The organism is Micromonospora humidisoli, assembly GCF_016900955.1.
GTDB lineage: Bacteria > Actinomycetota > Actinomycetes > Mycobacteriales > Micromonosporaceae > Micromonospora > Micromonospora wenchangensis.
The window spans coordinates 17,320-31,595 of the sequence record NZ_JAFEUO010000011.1; the positions used below are offsets into that span (position 1 = coordinate 17,320).

A 14,276-nucleotide genomic window follows, 5' to 3' on the forward strand; every position below is an offset into this window, starting at 1 on the left:
CCGTACACATTTGAGGAGGAGCCATGCGGGCGATCGTGCAGGACCGGTACGGGCCGCCGGAGACGTTGACCCTCGCCGAGGTCGACGTGCCGGTGCCCGCCGCCGACGAGGTGCTCGTCCGGGTCGAGGCCGCCGCGCTCAACGCGTACGACTGGCACGTGATGCGGGGCGACCCCCGGATGGCGCGACTGACCCTGGGCCCGACCCGGCCCCGGGCCCGGATCCGGGGACGGGACGTCGCCGGCCGGGTCGAGGCGGTCGGCGTCGACGTGCGGGACCTCCGCCCGGGCGACGCCGTCTTCGCCGACCTCGGCGACACCGACGGCGCGTTCGCCGAGTACGTGTGCGCGCCCGCCACCCTGGTCGCGCCGAGGCCGGCGAACCTGACCGCGCCGCAGGCGGCAGCCCTGCCGCTGGCCGGGGTCACCGCGCTACAGGGGCTACGCGACGCGGCCCGGGTCGGGCCCGGCCAGCGGGTGCTGGTCAACGGCGCCTCCGGCGGGGTCGGCACCCTGGCCATCCAGCTCGCCAGGGTGCTCGGCGCGACGGTGACCGGGGTGTGCAGCACCCGCAACGTCGAGCTGGTGCGCTCCCTCGGCTGCACCCACGTGATCGACTACACCCGCGCGGACTTCACCCGGGGCGGCCGGTACGACGTGGTGTTCGACCTGGTCGGCAACCGTTCGCTCGGCGCGCTGCGGCGGGCCCTGACCCCGACCGGGACGCTGGTGCTCTCCGGCGGCGGCGTATACCGGGGCGGCAGCCTGCTCGGGCCGGTCCGGCTCCTGGCCCGGGGGCGGCTACTGGCCCCCTTCGTCCGGCAGCGCATCGTCGTCCTCACGGCGACCCCCGGCCGGGAACACCTCGACGCGCTGCGCGCGTACGCCGAGGCCGGCCAGCTCACGCCGCTGATCGACCGGACCTATCCGTTGGCTGAGGTGCCCCGCGCCATCGCCTACCTCGAAGGTGAACACGCCCGCGCGAAGGTGGTCGTCACCCTCTGACCGCCGCCGCGGTCGATCCGGCCCGGTCCCCGATTCCCCGGTCAAGTGCGCCCGGCTCAGAGTTTCGTCAATGTCACCTGTCAATCAGCTGACAATCGTGAAAGCGCTTCGATTTCCCGCTCCAGCCCTGTCGACACGCGGCGTACTTCATTTAGCATCGTCAATGCCAAGCCTCGTTCATCCGCCGTTCACCTTGCCGACGGCCGGCCGTCGAGGCGTCCGCACCGCGCCCGGGCCCAGCGCACCCCTCCGCCCACACCGAGGAACAGGACCCCCCATGACAGCCACCGCACGCCGTACCGCCGTCCTGGCCGGCCTCACCGCCACCCTGCTGGCCGGCCCGCTCGCCGTCGCCGCCGTCGCCGCCGCGACCGCCACGATCACCCTCAACGGCTCCAGCGCGAGCGTCACCGGCAGCAACGTCACCGTGGCCGGCAGCGCCGTCACCATCACCGCGCCCGGCTCCTACGAGATCAGGGGCACCCTGAACAACGGCTACGTCAAGGTCGACACCGCCGTCACCGGCACCGTGGAACTCATCCTCGCCGGCGCCTCGATCACCAACTCCACCTCCTCGCCGCTGTACGTGACGAACGCCAGCGCGGTCACCCTCACGCTGGCCGCCGGCACCAGCAACAACCTCACCGACGCGACGACGTACACCAACACCGGCGAGCCGGACGCCGCCCTGTTCAGCGCCGCCGACCTGACCATCGGCGGCACCGGCGCGCTGACCGTACGCGCCAACCACGCCGACGGCATCGTCAGCAAGGACGACCTGGTCATCCAGTCCGGCACCATCACCGTCAACGCGGTCGACGACGCGATCCGGGGCAAGGACTCGCTCACCGTCAACGGCGGCACGATCGCCGTGACCTCGTCCGGCGGCGACGGGCTCAAGTCCAACGACACCGAGGCCGGCAAGGGCGTGCTCACCATCACCAACGGCACGATCACGGCCTCGGTCGCCGACGACGCCATCAAGGGTGAGAACGACCTGAACATCTCCGGCGGCACCATCAACGTCACCCGGTCCTACGAGGCGCTGGAAGGGCTCCGGACCACCATCAGTGGCGGCAACATCACCGTCGTGGCCAGCGACGACGCGGTCAACGCCGCCGAGGAGGGCCTCGGCCACATGGAGCCGTCCGCGATCGCGTTCATCAAGGTCACCGGCGGCACGGTGGTGGCCACCGGTGGCACGGACGGCTTCGACTCCAACGGGTCGCTCACCTTCGCCGGGGGCACCGTGGTGGCCCGGGGCTCCAGCACCCGGGGCGGCGGCGAGGGCGCGATCGACGCCGACGGCCCGATCTCCTTCACCGGCGGCACGGTGGTGGGCGCCGCGCTGACCTCGCTGGCCGTGTTCCGGGCGGTGCCGAACACCGGCCAGGGCTGGGTGGCCCCCCGGTTCAACGCCAACCTGGCCGCCAACACCATCGTGCACGTGGTGTCCGGCAGCACGGTGTTGGGCTCGTACCGGACCTCGGCCACCGTGCGGGAGATCGTCCTGTCGTCCAACCGGATCACCAACGGCCAGCGGTACGACATCTACACCGGCGGCAGCGTGACCGGCACCAACATCGGCGGTCTCTACACCGGCGGCAGCATCACCGGGGCCACCCGGGTGCTGACCGGTGTCACCGCCGGCCAGTACGGGCGGTTCTGAGCCCCCGGGCCCCGCGGTTCGGGCCTGACCGGGCCCGAACCGCAACCCGGCGGGGCCGACGGCGTCCGCCGTCGGCCCCGCCGGTGCACCACTGCCAGATCCGATGCCCCACCGCCGGACGCCGTATGTGGGAAACGGCCGGCGGACACCCCAAGGAGCAAACATGTCCCGCTTGGTCCTGGCCGGAATGGACCTGGTCGCCGTGGTCCTGCTGGTCTTCGCGCTGTACTTCCCGCGCCACCGACGGCGGGACCTGGTGGTGGCCTACCTCGGCGTCAACGTCGGCGTCTTCGCCGTGGCCAGCTCACTGAGCAGCAGCACCGTCGGCGCCGGCCTCGGGCTGGGGTTGTTCGGAGTGCTGTCGATCATTCGGCTGCGCTCCACGGAACTCGACCAGCACGAGGTGGCGTACTACTTCTCGGCGCTCGCGCTGGGCATCCTCGGCCCGCTCTCCGGCACCTCGGTCTGGATGGTCGGCGCGCTGACGGCACTGATCCTCGCCGTGATGTTCGTCGGGGACCATCCCCGGCTGCTGCGCCGGTACCGGCGGCACATCATCGTGCTGGACAGCGCGGTCACCGACTCGGTCGCCCTCACCGCGCACCTGGAGCAGCTGCTCGGCGCGCGGGTGCACAACGTCAACGTCGAGCGGGTCGACCTGGTCAACGACACCACCGTGGTGGACGTCCGCTACTCGCGGCCCAGGGTCACCGCCACCGGCGGGCGACGGCCGGTCGACGCGGGTGCCGTACGGTGACCGCCGTCGACCCGGCCACCGGGGCGCTGGCCCGGCTCACGCCGATCGGGCTCACGGACCTGACCGAGCGCGCCGCGCTACAGACCCGGTTCGACCGCAAGTACCTCCTGCCGCTCGCCGAGCTGCCGCACCTGCTCGCCCGGCTCGACCACACCGACCAGGTGCTGGAGATCGACGGCAGGCGCGCCTTCCGCTACGAGTCGATCTATTTCGACACCGCCGACCTGGTCAGCTTCCGGCTCACCGCGCGTCGACGCCGCCGCCGCTTCAAGATCAGGACCCGGACCTACCTCGACTCCGGTCTGTGCTGGCTGGAGGTGAAGACGGAGGGCACCCGGGGTGGCACGGTCAAGCAGCGGCTGCCCTACCGCCCCGACGACAGCGGCACCCTCGCCCCCGGCCGGTCGTTCGTCGACGAGGTGCTCACGGCGCTGCGCACCGACCCCGCCCTGCATTTCGCGCCGACCCTCACCACCAGCTACCTGCGCAGCACGCTCTACCTGCCGGCGACCGCCAGCCGGGCGACCATCGACGTCGGGCTGCGCTGGGAGGACCGGCGCGGCCGTCGGCTGGCGCTGCCCGACCTGGCCATCATCGAAACCAAGACCGGCTCCACCGCCTCCCACGTCGACCGGCTGCTCTGGCGGCAGGGGCACCGCCCGGTGGCCATCTCCAAGTACGCGACCGGGCTGGCCGCGCTCGACCCCGACCTGCCCGCCGGGCGCTGGCGGCGCACCCTGCGCCGGCACTTCCACGCCGGGTCCCCCGTCGGGGCGGCACGGGGGACGCCTCAACCGGTAGGCGTCGGAGGGGACCGCACCGATGACCCCGGTGGCAGCCGTAACGCGTACCCGACGCCCCGGACGGTGTGAATCAGCGGCGGACCCCAGCGGTCGATCTTCCTGCGCAGGCAGTGGACGTACGACTCGACGATCCGGCCGTCGCCGCCGAAGCGGTAGTGCCACACCCCGTCGAGGATCTGCGCCTTGCTGACCACCCGGTCCGCGTTGACCAGCAGGAACCGCAGCAGGTTGAACTCGGTGGGCGACAGCGGCACCGGGTGCCCACCCCAGCGCACCTCGTGGGCCTCCTCGTCCAGCTCCAGGTCGGCGAAGCGCAGCAGCCCGCCGTCGCGCACCTCCCGGTCGGCCCGGCACCGCCGCAGGACCGCCCGCACCCGCAGCACCAGTTCCTCCAGGCTGAACGGCTTGGTGACGTAGTCGTCGGCCCCGGCGGCCAGCCCGGCGATACGGTCGGCCACCTCGTCGCGGGCGGAGAGGAACAGCACCGGCACCCCCGGACCGGGACCGGCGCGCAGGCTCCGGGCCACCTGGATGCCGTCCACGTCCGGCAGCACCACGTCGAGCACCACCAGATGCGGGTCGAAGTCAGACGCCACGACCAGCGCCTCCCAGCCACCGGCGGCCACCCGCACCTCGAAGTCGTGCATCCCGAACGTCGCCGAGAGCAGGACCCGGAGCGCGGGATCGTCGTCCACGACGAGCACCCGGGGCATCGGGGAGATCACGTACCGTTCGGCGGGGACATGATGACGGTGACCTCGCAGTCGGCTGTGGATCGGCGGCGGACACCCGACCGCCGACGAGCACGGCCCGCGGGGCGCGGGGCCACCACGGGCCGTCGCGGATCGTCGGCGGGGGCCGGCGACCGCCGGGCCGCCCACCCGACGTGGCGTCGGGTGGGCGGCGGTGGCGGTCAGGGGCTGGTGCAGGTCGGTGACGGGCTGGTCGGCGTGCCGGTGCCGAGGAAGCCGAAGGTCGTCGAGGTGCCCGGGGCGAGCGTGCTGTTGTAGGCGGCGTTGCGCACGGTCACGGTCGTGCCGCTGGTGCTCAGCGTGCCGTTCCAGACCTGGCTGATGCTCTGTCCGCCGCCCAGCTGCCAGCGGGTGGTCCAGCCGTCGACGGCGGTGCTGCCGGCGGTCACCGTGACCTCACCCTGGAAGCCACCGGACCACGAGCCGATCGTGCGGTAGGTGGCGGTGCAGGCGGTGCCGGGCGGCGGGGTCGTCGGCGGCGGCGTGGTGGGCGGGGGCGTGGTGGGCGGCGGAGTCGTCGGGGGCGGGGTGGTGGGGGGCGGGGTGGTGGGGGGCGGGGTCGTCGGCGGCGGGGTGGTCGGGCCGCCCGGGGGCACCAGGGGGCAGGTGGAGCTGTAGCGGGAGACGCCGGTGCTGTCCGCCAGCGGGCAGAGGAACTGCGTGTAGCGGGTGTCGTTGTCCAGGAAGATCTTGAGCCAGGGGATCAGCAGCCGCATCTCGGTCGGGTTCGACCTGGTGAACGACAGGTGGTCGTTGCCGGCCAGCTCCGCCCAGGCGTGCTCCACCCCGGCCGGCAGCGTGTTGTAGATGCCCTGCACGTAGGACGGGGTGACGGTGCCGTCGTTCTGACCCGACAGGAGCAGGGTCGGGACCTGGGTGGTGGACATGTTCAGGTTGTTGCCCGGCGTACCGGGGGCGAGACCGACCGCGGTCTTCAGCGACGGCCGCCGCAGCGCGGCCAGCAACGTGCCGGCCCCACCCGCGGAGTGGCCCATCACGCTGAGCCGGTTGGGATCCACCCGGGTGCGCACCGGGCTGGTCCGGGTGAGGTAGTCCAGCGCCGCGAGCAGCTGGGTGGCCCGGGCGTCGGCACCGTCGGTGCGGCTGTTGGTCTCGATGCCGAGCACCACGAACCCGAAGGACGCCAGCCAGGGGCCCATCCAGGCCTCCTCGTTGGCGAACAGGGCGGAGTAGCCGGGCACGATCGCCACCGCGCCCCAGGTGCCCAGGCTGGTGTCGGTCGGGTAGTAGACGAACCCGCCGTTGAAGCCGTTGCCCGCCGGCACGGTCGCCTGTGTGGTGGCGAACGGCCCCCGGGTGGCGGCCACACTGGCCGGGGTCGGGTCCGGGCCACGTTGGTAGGGGTTGTCCGCCGCCGCCACCGCGGCGTGCGGCGCGGTGGCGGTCACCACGAGGCCGAGGAGGACCGCGAGGCCGGCCGAGAGCCAGCTCACGGACCGGGGTACGGGGCGGCGGCGTCCGGTCGGGGGCGGGGTGGGAGGTCGATCCGTCGGTAGCGTCACTTCAGGCATCTCCTTCGTTGGACGGGGCTGCGGGCTACCGCCGGCTCCACTGCTGGTTGGCCTGGCCGTTGCAGGTCCACAGGACGAGCTTCGTGCCGTTGGCGGTGGCCCCGCCGTTGGCGTCGAGGCAGAGCCCGGACTGCACGCCGGTGATGGTGCCGTTGGCGTTGAGGTTCCACTGCTGGTTGGTGCCGCCGTGGCAGTCGTACGTGGTGACCAGGGTGCCCGGGGTGGTGCCGTAGCCGGCGGCGTCCAGGCATTTGGTGCCGAGCACCGTCAACGCCCGGCCGGAGGTGTACGTCCACTGCTGGTTGGTGCCGCCGTGGCAGTCCCAGAGCTGCATCTGGAGCCCGTTGATGGTGGCGGAACCGGGCACGTCGACGCACCGGCCCGACGCGGTGCCCACGATGGCGCCGGTCTGTCCGCCGCTGTTGCCCGGGTTGCCGATGCTGCCGGGTACCGACTGCAACGCGCTGTACCAGCGGGCGGCCATCTTGTCGTAGCCGCCGGAGGTGGGGTGGATGCCGTCGATCAGGTCGGCGGTGGACAGGGCGCTGTGCATGTCGACCAGGTGCACCCGCTTGCCGGCGTTCACCTTGCTCGACACGATGCCGGGGATCGCCGCGTTGAAGGTCCGTACGGCGTTCTCCTGGTTGCTGTTGGACAGGGGGATGAGCTGCGCGACGAACACCTCGGCGGTGGGCACGGTGGTGGTGATCTTGTCGATCAGGGTGGAGAGCCGGTTCGGCGCGCTACCCACGTTGTAGTTCTGCAGGATGTCGTTGGTGCCGATGTGCAGCAGCACGCTCTGCGGCCGTTGGTTGTTCAGCCAGCCGACGATGTTGGCGTCGATCTGGTCGATGCGCCAGCCGGGGTGCCCCTCGTGGTCGTGGTCACCGAGACTGCCCGGCCCGTTGAACTGCGATCCGGTGAAGTCGATCGTGTACCGGCCGGCGGCCAGGCGCTGCCAGAGCCCGATCCGGTAGCCGCCCGGCACCTGCGTGCCCTCGGTGATGGAGTCGCCGAGCGGCATCACCCGTACCCCGCCGTTGGATTCGGCGTGGGCGGGGCCGGTCGGTGTCACCACCCCGGCCGTCATGAGGCCGAGTACGGCGAGTGCCGCGAGCCATCGTGCCCTCGTTCGCATGGACTTCTCCCCTGGATCGGTGGAGCTGGCCGGGGAGTGTGGCCGGTCGGCCGCCATGGTGGTCTGGCGGCACGTCCGAGCGGGCCGGCCGACGGGTACGGCGGCCTGCGGCCACCCGGACCCACCGGTCGTGCCGGCCGTCTCGTCGGCACCCCCACACCCTCGGCACTGGGACGGGTTTGTGAGCGTTAACAACGACCATTGTAAATTCTTGTCGCCGCCCTGGTCCATATCCGGCACCCGCCCCGCCCCCGTCGGACCGGGGGCGGGGCCGGGGGGCCGGGCTACCGGCCCAGCGTCACCTTGAGGATCCGCTCGTTGCTGTTGTTGGGGATGCTGTCCTTGTCACCGCCGGTGCTCGTGGTCAGCCACAGGTTCCCGTCGAGGGTCGGCTCGACGGTGCGCAGCCGGCTGTACGTGCCGACGAAGTACTGCTGCACGTCGGTGAGGGTGTTCCCGCTGATCACCGCCCGGTACATCCGGTTGCCCCGCAGGCAGCCGAGGTAGAGCACGTCCCGGACGATGGCCAGGCCGCTGCACGACGCCTCGGCCACCGGGTAGGTGCGGATGGGGGCGATGAAGTTCGGGTTGGCGCAGCTGCCCGTGGTGCCCTCGCAGGCCGGCCACCCGTAGTTGCCGCCCCGGACGATGATGTTGGTCTCGTCCATGACGTTGTTACCGAACTCCTGCTCGAAGAGCCGGCCCCGGGAGTCGAACGCCAGCCCCTGCGGGTTGCGGTGCCCGTAGCTCCAGACCGCGTTGCCGAACGGGTTGTCCGACGGCACGGTGCTGTCGGGGCGGATCCGCAGCACCTTGCCGCCCAGGTCGTTGACGTCCTGGGCACGGTCCGGGCTCTGCCCGTCGCCGGTGGCGGCGTAGAGCATCCCGTCCGGGCCGAACCGCAGCCGCCCGCCGTTGTGGTACTTGTTGCGCGGGATGCCGGTCAGCAGCACCTGCACCGTGCCGGTCTGCAACGTACCGTCGTAGCGGATGCGGACGATCCGGTTGTCGGTCGTGGTGGTGTGGTAGATGTACAGCCACCGGTCGGTGGTGAAGCTCGACGACACGGCCAGCCCGAGCACCCCGCCCTCACCGTTGGTGCCGGCCACGTTGGGCACCGTGCCGATGCTGCGCTTGTTGCTCCCGTCCGGGTTCATCGCGACCACGTCGAACAGGTCACGCCGTCCGTAGAGCACCGTGCCGTCGGGCAGTTGCACCAGCCCCCACGGCAGGTCCCGCTCGGTGGTGACCACCGTCGTGCCGCAGACCGCGCTGGTGCAGGTCGACCCGGTGCGCACGGTCACCGCGCTGCTCGCCGTGGAGGTGTTGCCCTGCGCGTCCCGGGCGACGACCGTGTAGCGGTACTCGGTGTCGGCGGCCAGCCCGGTGTCGGTGAACGAGGTCGCCGGCGGGTTGCCGGCCGTGCCGGTGACCGAGCCGACCGTCACCCCGCCGCGCAGGATGTCGTACCTGGTGACCGCCACGTTGTCGGTGGCGGCCGTCCAGGTCAGGATCACGTCGGTGCCGTTGGCGGTGGCGGCGAGGTTGGTCGGGGTGGTGGGCGGCTGGGTGTCGGACTGGCAGAACGGCGGCGTGACGGAGAGCGTGGCGCTGGCCTGCGACACGTTGCCGGCGGCGTCCCGGGCGTTGACGTACCAGCCCCAGGTGACGCCCTGCGCGACGGTCAGGGTGGCGGTCAGCGTCCTGCCGGCGACCGAGGTGACCAGTTGGCCGTCGTGGTAGACGTCGTAGTACGCGACGCCGACGTCGTCCCGGGCGGCGGACCAGGCGAGCGTGACGGACTGGCAGGTCAGCCGGGTGCTGCGCAGGTTCGTCGGCGGGGTGGGCGGCCGGGTGTCGGCGGCGGCCCGGGCGGACGTCGCCCCGGCCGGCGCGGCCGGTGGGCCGGCGGTGACGGGCGCGCCGGCCAGGACGGCACAGACGCTGGTCAGCAGCGCGAGGCCGGCGAGGCGACGGGGTTGGCGAAGACTGGATCGCACTCGATACGTCCCTTCCTGGAAACCGGGTGGGTCAGTACGGGTAGCCGGGCACGTTGAGCCGCACGCTGTACAGGCCGGAGTCGTTCGTCCGGCCCGAGGTGACGAAGAGGGTGCGCCGGTCGGACCCGCCGAACGCCACGTTGGTGGTGCCGCTCACGCCGGACCGGATCGTGCCGAGCTGACTGCCGGTGGGCGAGTAGACGTGCACCAGCCCGTCACCGCCCGAGGTCCAGTACACGTTTCCGGCGCAGTCGATCGTGCCGCCGTCCGGGCCACCGACGTAGTTGACGAACACGCTGCGGGTGCCGGTGCTGCCGTCGGGCTGGACGGCGTACTTGTAGATCTTGTTCTCGCCGTAGGCGCCGACGTACAGGGTGGCGCCGTCGGGGGAGAGCGCGATGCCGTTGGGTTGGCGCAGCGCGTCGTCGACCAGCGACACCTGGCCGTTGGACACGCGGAAGACGCTGGTCCGTCCGCTCATCTGGTCGGGGCGGTTGCCGCGCTGGAAGTTGGGGTCGGTGAAGTAGACGACGCCGTCGGAGCGGACCGCCACGTCGTTGGGCGAGTTGAACGCCCGCCCCTGGTAGTTGCCGGCGACGACGCCCCGGGCCAGGGTGTCGAGCCGGTACGTCGAGACGCTGCGCTGGTCGTGCGTGGCGGCGACGAGCTGCTGCCCGTCGGGGGTGAGCGCGAGCCCGTTGCTGCCCGCATTGCCGAGGAACGTGTCGAAGGTGGCCGGCGGGGTGAACCGCCGGATCGTCGACGGCTGGACGTACTCGGACCCGGTCGGTGCGGCCATGTCGGAGAAGAGCAGGTAGCCCCGGTCGGCGATCCAGACGGGCCCCTCCAGGAACGCGAAGCCGCCACGGATCTTCGTGGCCGTGACCGAGGTCGACGGCAACGGCGGGCCGTAGCCGGTGCCGGTCGGGCAGACGCCGGGTGGCGCACCGGGCGGGCCGGCCAGGGCGGCGGACTGCCCCGCCGCCGACGCGGCCCGCAGGGACGGTGCGGGCGCGGCGTCGGAGCCCGCCGGGACGGCGACGGGCAGGGCGAGCAGGAGACTGGCCAGCGCGGTGGCGGCCGGTTGCAGGACCATCGGGAACTCCGATCGGCGAACGGACCCGCCGTCGTCGGCGGTCGCGGGGTGGTGGAACTGATCTACCGGTATCGATGCATCATGGGGCAGCATAAATTAGGAACCACCACACCGCATGGGTGACGATCCGCCGATCCCGGCCCTGATCCGGATTTCTCACTAAGATGCTGGTCGATATGGTGGGATTACCGACCACCACCTGGACGCCGACCGCCGACCGAGTCCACATGCTGATCGGGGTCGGTCGATGGATGCCCCGGGGCCCGTCCGGCCGTCGCGGCATGACCCGTCGCCGCCGGCGGTACGACGTTCCGCCGGAGACCATCGTGGACGGGTCGACTGTGGAGTCCGACCGGCCCCCGGAGAACGCCGACGGTCCCGATTCGCACCCGCCTGCCGCGTTACCGACAGAGGCGGAATCGACGTTGGGAGCGCGCTCATCTACCCTCAGGGCAGATCCGGCCCACGTCGTGGCCGGCACCGGTTCGGCAGCCATGGGTGTCGTGGTCTCCCCGCCAGTATTCACCGACCATGGCCCTGTTCGGAGGGATCGAAGCGTTGACGAGCGACAAGGCGGCGCCGCCGGGCGTCGACACCACCCGGCCCAGCATCGCCCGGGTGTACGACTACTACCTCGGCGGCAAGGACAACTTCGCGGTCGACCGGCACGCCGCCCAGATGGCGATGCAGGTCACCCCGGACGGGCCGGAGGCCGGGCGGGCCTGCCGGGCCTTCCTGCGCCGGTCGGTCCACTACCTGGCCGCCGAGGCCGGCATCCGTCAGTTCCTCGACCTCGGCTCCGGCCTGCCCACCCGGGGCAACGTGCACGAGATCGCCCACCGGGTCGACCCGGACGCCCGGGTGGTCTACGTGGACAACGACCCGATGGCCCTCGCCCACGGGCGGGCCCTGCTGGCGGACGCCCGGACCACCACCGTCGTCGGTGCCGACGTCAGGCAGCCCGACGAGTTGCTGACGGAGCTGCGCGACCGCAGGCTGATCGACTTCGACCAGCCGGTCGGGCTGCTGCTCCTGGCGATCCTGCACCACCTGCACGACGACGACGATCCCGCCGGGGTGGCCCGCCGGCTGATCGACGCCCTCCCCTCCGGCAGCTACCTGGCCATCTCGCACTTCTACGACCCGGGTCCGGCCCAGCCGGAGGTCTCGGCGAGGGCGCGGGCGGTGGAGAAGGTGTTCAACGAGACGCTGGGCACCGGCCGGTGGCGCACCCGGGACGAGATCCTCGGCTTCTTCGGCGACCTGGAACTGGTTCCGCCCGGGCTGGTTCCGCTGGCCGAGTGGCACCCGGACGGCGAGGACGACTCCCGGCAGACCACCACCTACCACACCGTCGTCGGTGGGGTGGCCCGCAAGGTCTGAACACGGGCACTGCCGTCGGCGACGTGACCGGTCCCCACCCGGGAGCCGGCCCGGCCGGCGGCAGGCCCCTCGGGCGCGCCACCGGCCGGGCCGGCGTCAGTAGCAGGTGTTCATCGCCGCCCGGACCTCGGCGAGGGTGGCGTCGGCGACCGCCCGCGCCCGCTCGTTGCCCTCGCTCAGGACGGCCCGCAGGTGGGCCCGGTCCCGCCCGTACTCGGCCCGGCGGACCCGGACCGGGGCCAGGTACTCGTTGACCGACTCGGTGACGACCTTCTTGAGCACGGCGGCCCCCGCCGACCCGATCTCGGCGGCCACCTGCTCCGGGCTGCGCCCCTGACACAGGGCGGCCAGCAGCAGCAGCGACGACACCTCCGGGCGGGTCACCGGGTCGTAGCTGATGTGCCGCTCCGAATCCGTCTTCGCCCCCTTGACCAGCCGGGCGGTCTCGTCGGCGGTGGCGGCGAGCGTGATGGCGTTGTTCCGGCTCTTGCTCATCTTGGTGCCGTCCGTGCCGAGCAGCAGCGGGGCGCTCGACAACAACGCGTCGGGCTGGGGGAACACCGTCGAACCGGCGCCGTACCTGTCGTTGAACCGGCGGGCGATCGTCCGGGTGAGTTCGAGGTGCGGAAGCTGGTCCTGGCCGACCGGCACCAGATTCGCCTTGCAGAACAGGATGTCGGCGGCCTGGTGGACGGGATAGGTGAACATCAACCCACTGACAGCGGACTGCCGCGAGTGCGCGATCTCGTCCTTGACCGTGGGATTGCGGTTGAGTTCCGACACCGAGACGAGGCTGAGAAACGGCAGCATCAACTGGTTGAGCGCCGGGACCGCCCCGTGCGTGAAAATCGTGCTGCGGGCCGGGTCCACCCCGATGGCCAGGTAGTCCAGGACCAGTTCCTCGACGTGCTGGAGCAGATTGTCCGCCACGTCGCGGTCGGTGAGGACCTGGTAGTCCGCGATGATCACGAACAGTTCCACGCCGAGTTCCTGGAGCCGGACCCGGTTGTGCAGCGTGCCGAAGTAGTGACCGAGGTGCAGGCGGCCCGTGGGACGGTCACCGGTGAGCACCCGGAACCGCCCCGGGTCCTTGCGGATCAGTTCCTCCAGCACGGCGCTACGGGCCTGCGCGGCGGACGTCCCGAGCGCATCGGCCGGTCTGGCGCGGGCGATGTCACCGGCGTCTTCGGTCCGGGGTACGGCGGTGTTCACACGATCTCCTGAAGGGTCGGTCTCGACGCCATGATTGCACGGACCCCACTTCGGACAGCGCAATGACGATGACGACCGCGGGCACCGGAATCGCACCCGTCGTCCGGGAGATGCGACTCCGGGCGCGCACTCCCCCACCCTTCAGCGGCGGGCCAGCCAGACCGTCCGCCCGGTCCGGACACTGAGATCGGTACGGGTCGCCAGACCCGCCACGATCTGGTCCAGGGCGGCGAGATCCCGGGCAGGGAGCCGTCCCTGCAGTCCGTGGCGCATCCGGCTCAGCGAAGCCTGCGCGTAGCGGGTGGCGGCGGCCGGCAATGGCGGACGCAGGTCGATGTCGAAGTGCCGCTCGGTGACCGAGGTGAAGCCGGCCTGCCTCATCCGCTCGCCCCAGTTCTCGTGCATGTGCAGGCCCGCCTCGTGCCGCCGCTTCGCCGCCTCGGCGTGACCGCGCTGCTCCACCTCCTCGTCCGGGGTGCCGGTGAGGAAGTGGGGGAACGATTCCAGCTCGGCGATCACCAGCAGCCCGCCCGGCCGCAACATGCCGTACGCGGACGCGAGCGCGGTCACCGGATCGGCCATGTGGTGCATCGACGCGGCGGCCCAGATCAGCTCGACCGGCCCGAGGTCGGGCCAGGACGTGTCGAGGTCGGCTTCGACGGTGCGGATCCGGTCGCCCAGCCCGGCGGCGTCGGCCCGGCCGCGCAGGTGGGCGAGCATCTCCGGGGAGAGGTCGACCGCGGTGACGGTGGAGCCGGGCAGCTCCCGCGCCAGGGCGAGGGAGCCGGTGCCGGTGCCGGCACCGAGGTCGACGACGTGGGGTCGCGTGGCGGCCTCGCGGCCGACCCAGCCGATCACGTCGCGGAAGTACTCGTGGAGCACCTCGGCGTCCAGGTCGAGCAGCTCGATGAGGTGGTCGTGTGCCATGCG

General features: G+C 72.0%; 12 protein-coding genes. 5 read left to right on the forward strand and 7 right to left on the reverse strand.

The window, feature by feature from the left end; translation table 11 throughout:
- Positions 1-23 precede the first annotated feature (23 nt).
- The 4 genes from JQN84_RS29175 (at position 24) to JQN84_RS29190 (ending at position 4,302) form a co-directional block, all read left to right on the forward strand.
- Positions 24-1,004 (forward strand): NAD(P)-dependent alcohol dehydrogenase, encoded by a 981-nt coding sequence (locus tag JQN84_RS29175; RefSeq protein WP_204961806.1) that lies wholly within the window; start codon positions 24-26, stop codon positions 1,002-1,004.
- A gap of 277 nt (positions 1,005-1,281) precedes the next feature.
- Positions 1,282-2,673, forward strand: coding sequence for a carbohydrate-binding domain-containing protein (locus JQN84_RS29180; protein ID WP_204961807.1), 1,392 nt, complete (start codon positions 1,282-1,284; stop codon positions 2,671-2,673).
- Positions 2,674-2,836: 163 nt separating this feature from the next.
- Complete coding sequence (locus JQN84_RS29185) at positions 2,837-3,430, forward strand: DUF4956 domain-containing protein (RefSeq protein ID WP_204961808.1); 594 nt, start codon at positions 2,837-2,839, stop codon at positions 3,428-3,430.
- Positions 3,427-4,302 carry a polyphosphate polymerase domain-containing protein gene (locus JQN84_RS29190; protein WP_281902128.1) on the forward strand — a complete coding sequence of 292 codons (876 nt, stop codon included), beginning with the start codon at positions 3,427-3,429 and terminating at the stop codon, positions 4,300-4,302. Before JQN84_RS29185 ends, JQN84_RS29190 begins: the two co-directional genes overlap by 4 nt.
- Here the strand turns inward: JQN84_RS29190 and JQN84_RS29195 are convergent.
- From JQN84_RS29195 to JQN84_RS29215, 5 genes are all read right to left on the reverse strand, one after another.
- The gene (locus JQN84_RS29195) at positions 4,221-4,946 is read right to left on the reverse strand and encodes a response regulator transcription factor (protein WP_204961883.1); all 726 of its coding nucleotides are present in this window, start codon (positions 4,944-4,946) and stop codon (positions 4,221-4,223) included. The genes JQN84_RS29190 and JQN84_RS29195 overlap by 82 nt on opposite strands.
- A gap of 200 nt (positions 4,947-5,146) precedes the next feature.
- Positions 5,147-6,439: a poly(ethylene terephthalate) hydrolase family protein gene (locus JQN84_RS29200; protein WP_307821478.1), complete on the reverse strand. Its 1,293-nt coding sequence runs from the start codon at positions 6,437-6,439 to the stop codon at positions 5,147-5,149.
- A gap of 103 nt (positions 6,440-6,542) precedes the next feature.
- Entirely contained in the window at positions 6,543-7,655 is a 1,113-nt protein-coding gene (locus JQN84_RS29205) for a ricin-type beta-trefoil lectin domain protein (protein ID WP_204961810.1), read from the reverse strand.
- Between the two features lie 284 nt (positions 7,656-7,939).
- A complete protein-coding gene (locus tag JQN84_RS29210; RefSeq protein WP_307821480.1) occupies positions 7,940-9,655 on the reverse strand; it encodes a PQQ-dependent sugar dehydrogenase in 1,716 nt (571 codons plus the stop codon).
- 31 nt (positions 9,656-9,686) lie between these two features.
- Positions 9,687-10,751: an SMP-30/gluconolactonase/LRE family protein gene (locus JQN84_RS29215; RefSeq protein ID WP_204961811.1), complete on the reverse strand. Its 1,065-nt coding sequence runs from the start codon at positions 10,749-10,751 to the stop codon at positions 9,687-9,689.
- 531 nt (positions 10,752-11,282) lie between these two features.
- Here JQN84_RS29215 and JQN84_RS29220 point away from each other — a divergent pair.
- Positions 11,283-12,134: an SAM-dependent methyltransferase gene (locus tag JQN84_RS29220; RefSeq protein ID WP_239486421.1), complete on the forward strand. Its 852-nt coding sequence runs from the start codon at positions 11,283-11,285 to the stop codon at positions 12,132-12,134.
- 96 nt (positions 12,135-12,230) lie between these two features.
- Here the strand turns inward: JQN84_RS29220 and trpS are convergent, their stop codons facing one another.
- Together trpS and JQN84_RS29230 are read right to left on the reverse strand one after the other, a co-directional pair.
- Complete coding sequence (trpS, locus tag JQN84_RS29225; RefSeq protein ID WP_204961812.1) at positions 12,231-13,346, reverse strand: tryptophan--tRNA ligase; 1,116 nt, start codon at positions 13,344-13,346, stop codon at positions 12,231-12,233.
- A gap of 141 nt (positions 13,347-13,487) precedes the next feature.
- Positions 13,488-14,273 carry a class I SAM-dependent methyltransferase gene (locus JQN84_RS29230; protein WP_204961813.1) on the reverse strand — a complete coding sequence of 262 codons (786 nt, stop codon included), beginning with the start codon at positions 14,271-14,273 and terminating at the stop codon, positions 13,488-13,490.
- Positions 14,274-14,276: the final 3 nt, after the last annotated feature.

Excerpts from the sequence above, each read along its gene's own strand:
- JQN84_RS29185 (WP_204961808.1), top strand. The coding sequence starts at position 2,837 with ATGTCCCGCTTGGTCCTGGCCGGAATGGACCTGGTCGCCGTGGTCCTG.
- JQN84_RS29215 (WP_204961811.1), bottom strand. The coding sequence starts at position 10,751 with ATGGTCCTGCAACCGGCCGCCACCGCGCTGGCCAGTCTCCTGCTCGCC.
- JQN84_RS29175 (WP_204961806.1), top strand. The coding sequence starts at position 24 with ATGCGGGCGATCGTGCAGGACCGGTACGGGCCGCCGGAGACGTTGACC.
- JQN84_RS29220 (WP_239486421.1), top strand. The coding sequence starts at position 11,283 with ATGGCCCTGTTCGGAGGGATCGAAGCGTTGACGAGCGACAAGGCGGCG.
- JQN84_RS29230 (WP_204961813.1), bottom strand. The coding sequence starts at position 14,273 with ATGGCACACGACCACCTCATCGAGCTGCTCGACCTGGACGCCGAGGTG.
- JQN84_RS29195 (WP_204961883.1), bottom strand. The coding sequence starts at position 4,946 with ATGCCCCGGGTGCTCGTCGTGGACGACGATCCCGCGCTCCGGGTCCTG.
- JQN84_RS29180 (WP_204961807.1), top strand. The coding sequence starts at position 1,282 with ATGACAGCCACCGCACGCCGTACCGCCGTCCTGGCCGGCCTCACCGCC.
- JQN84_RS29205 (WP_204961810.1), bottom strand. The coding sequence starts at position 7,655 with ATGCGAACGAGGGCACGATGGCTCGCGGCACTCGCCGTACTCGGCCTC.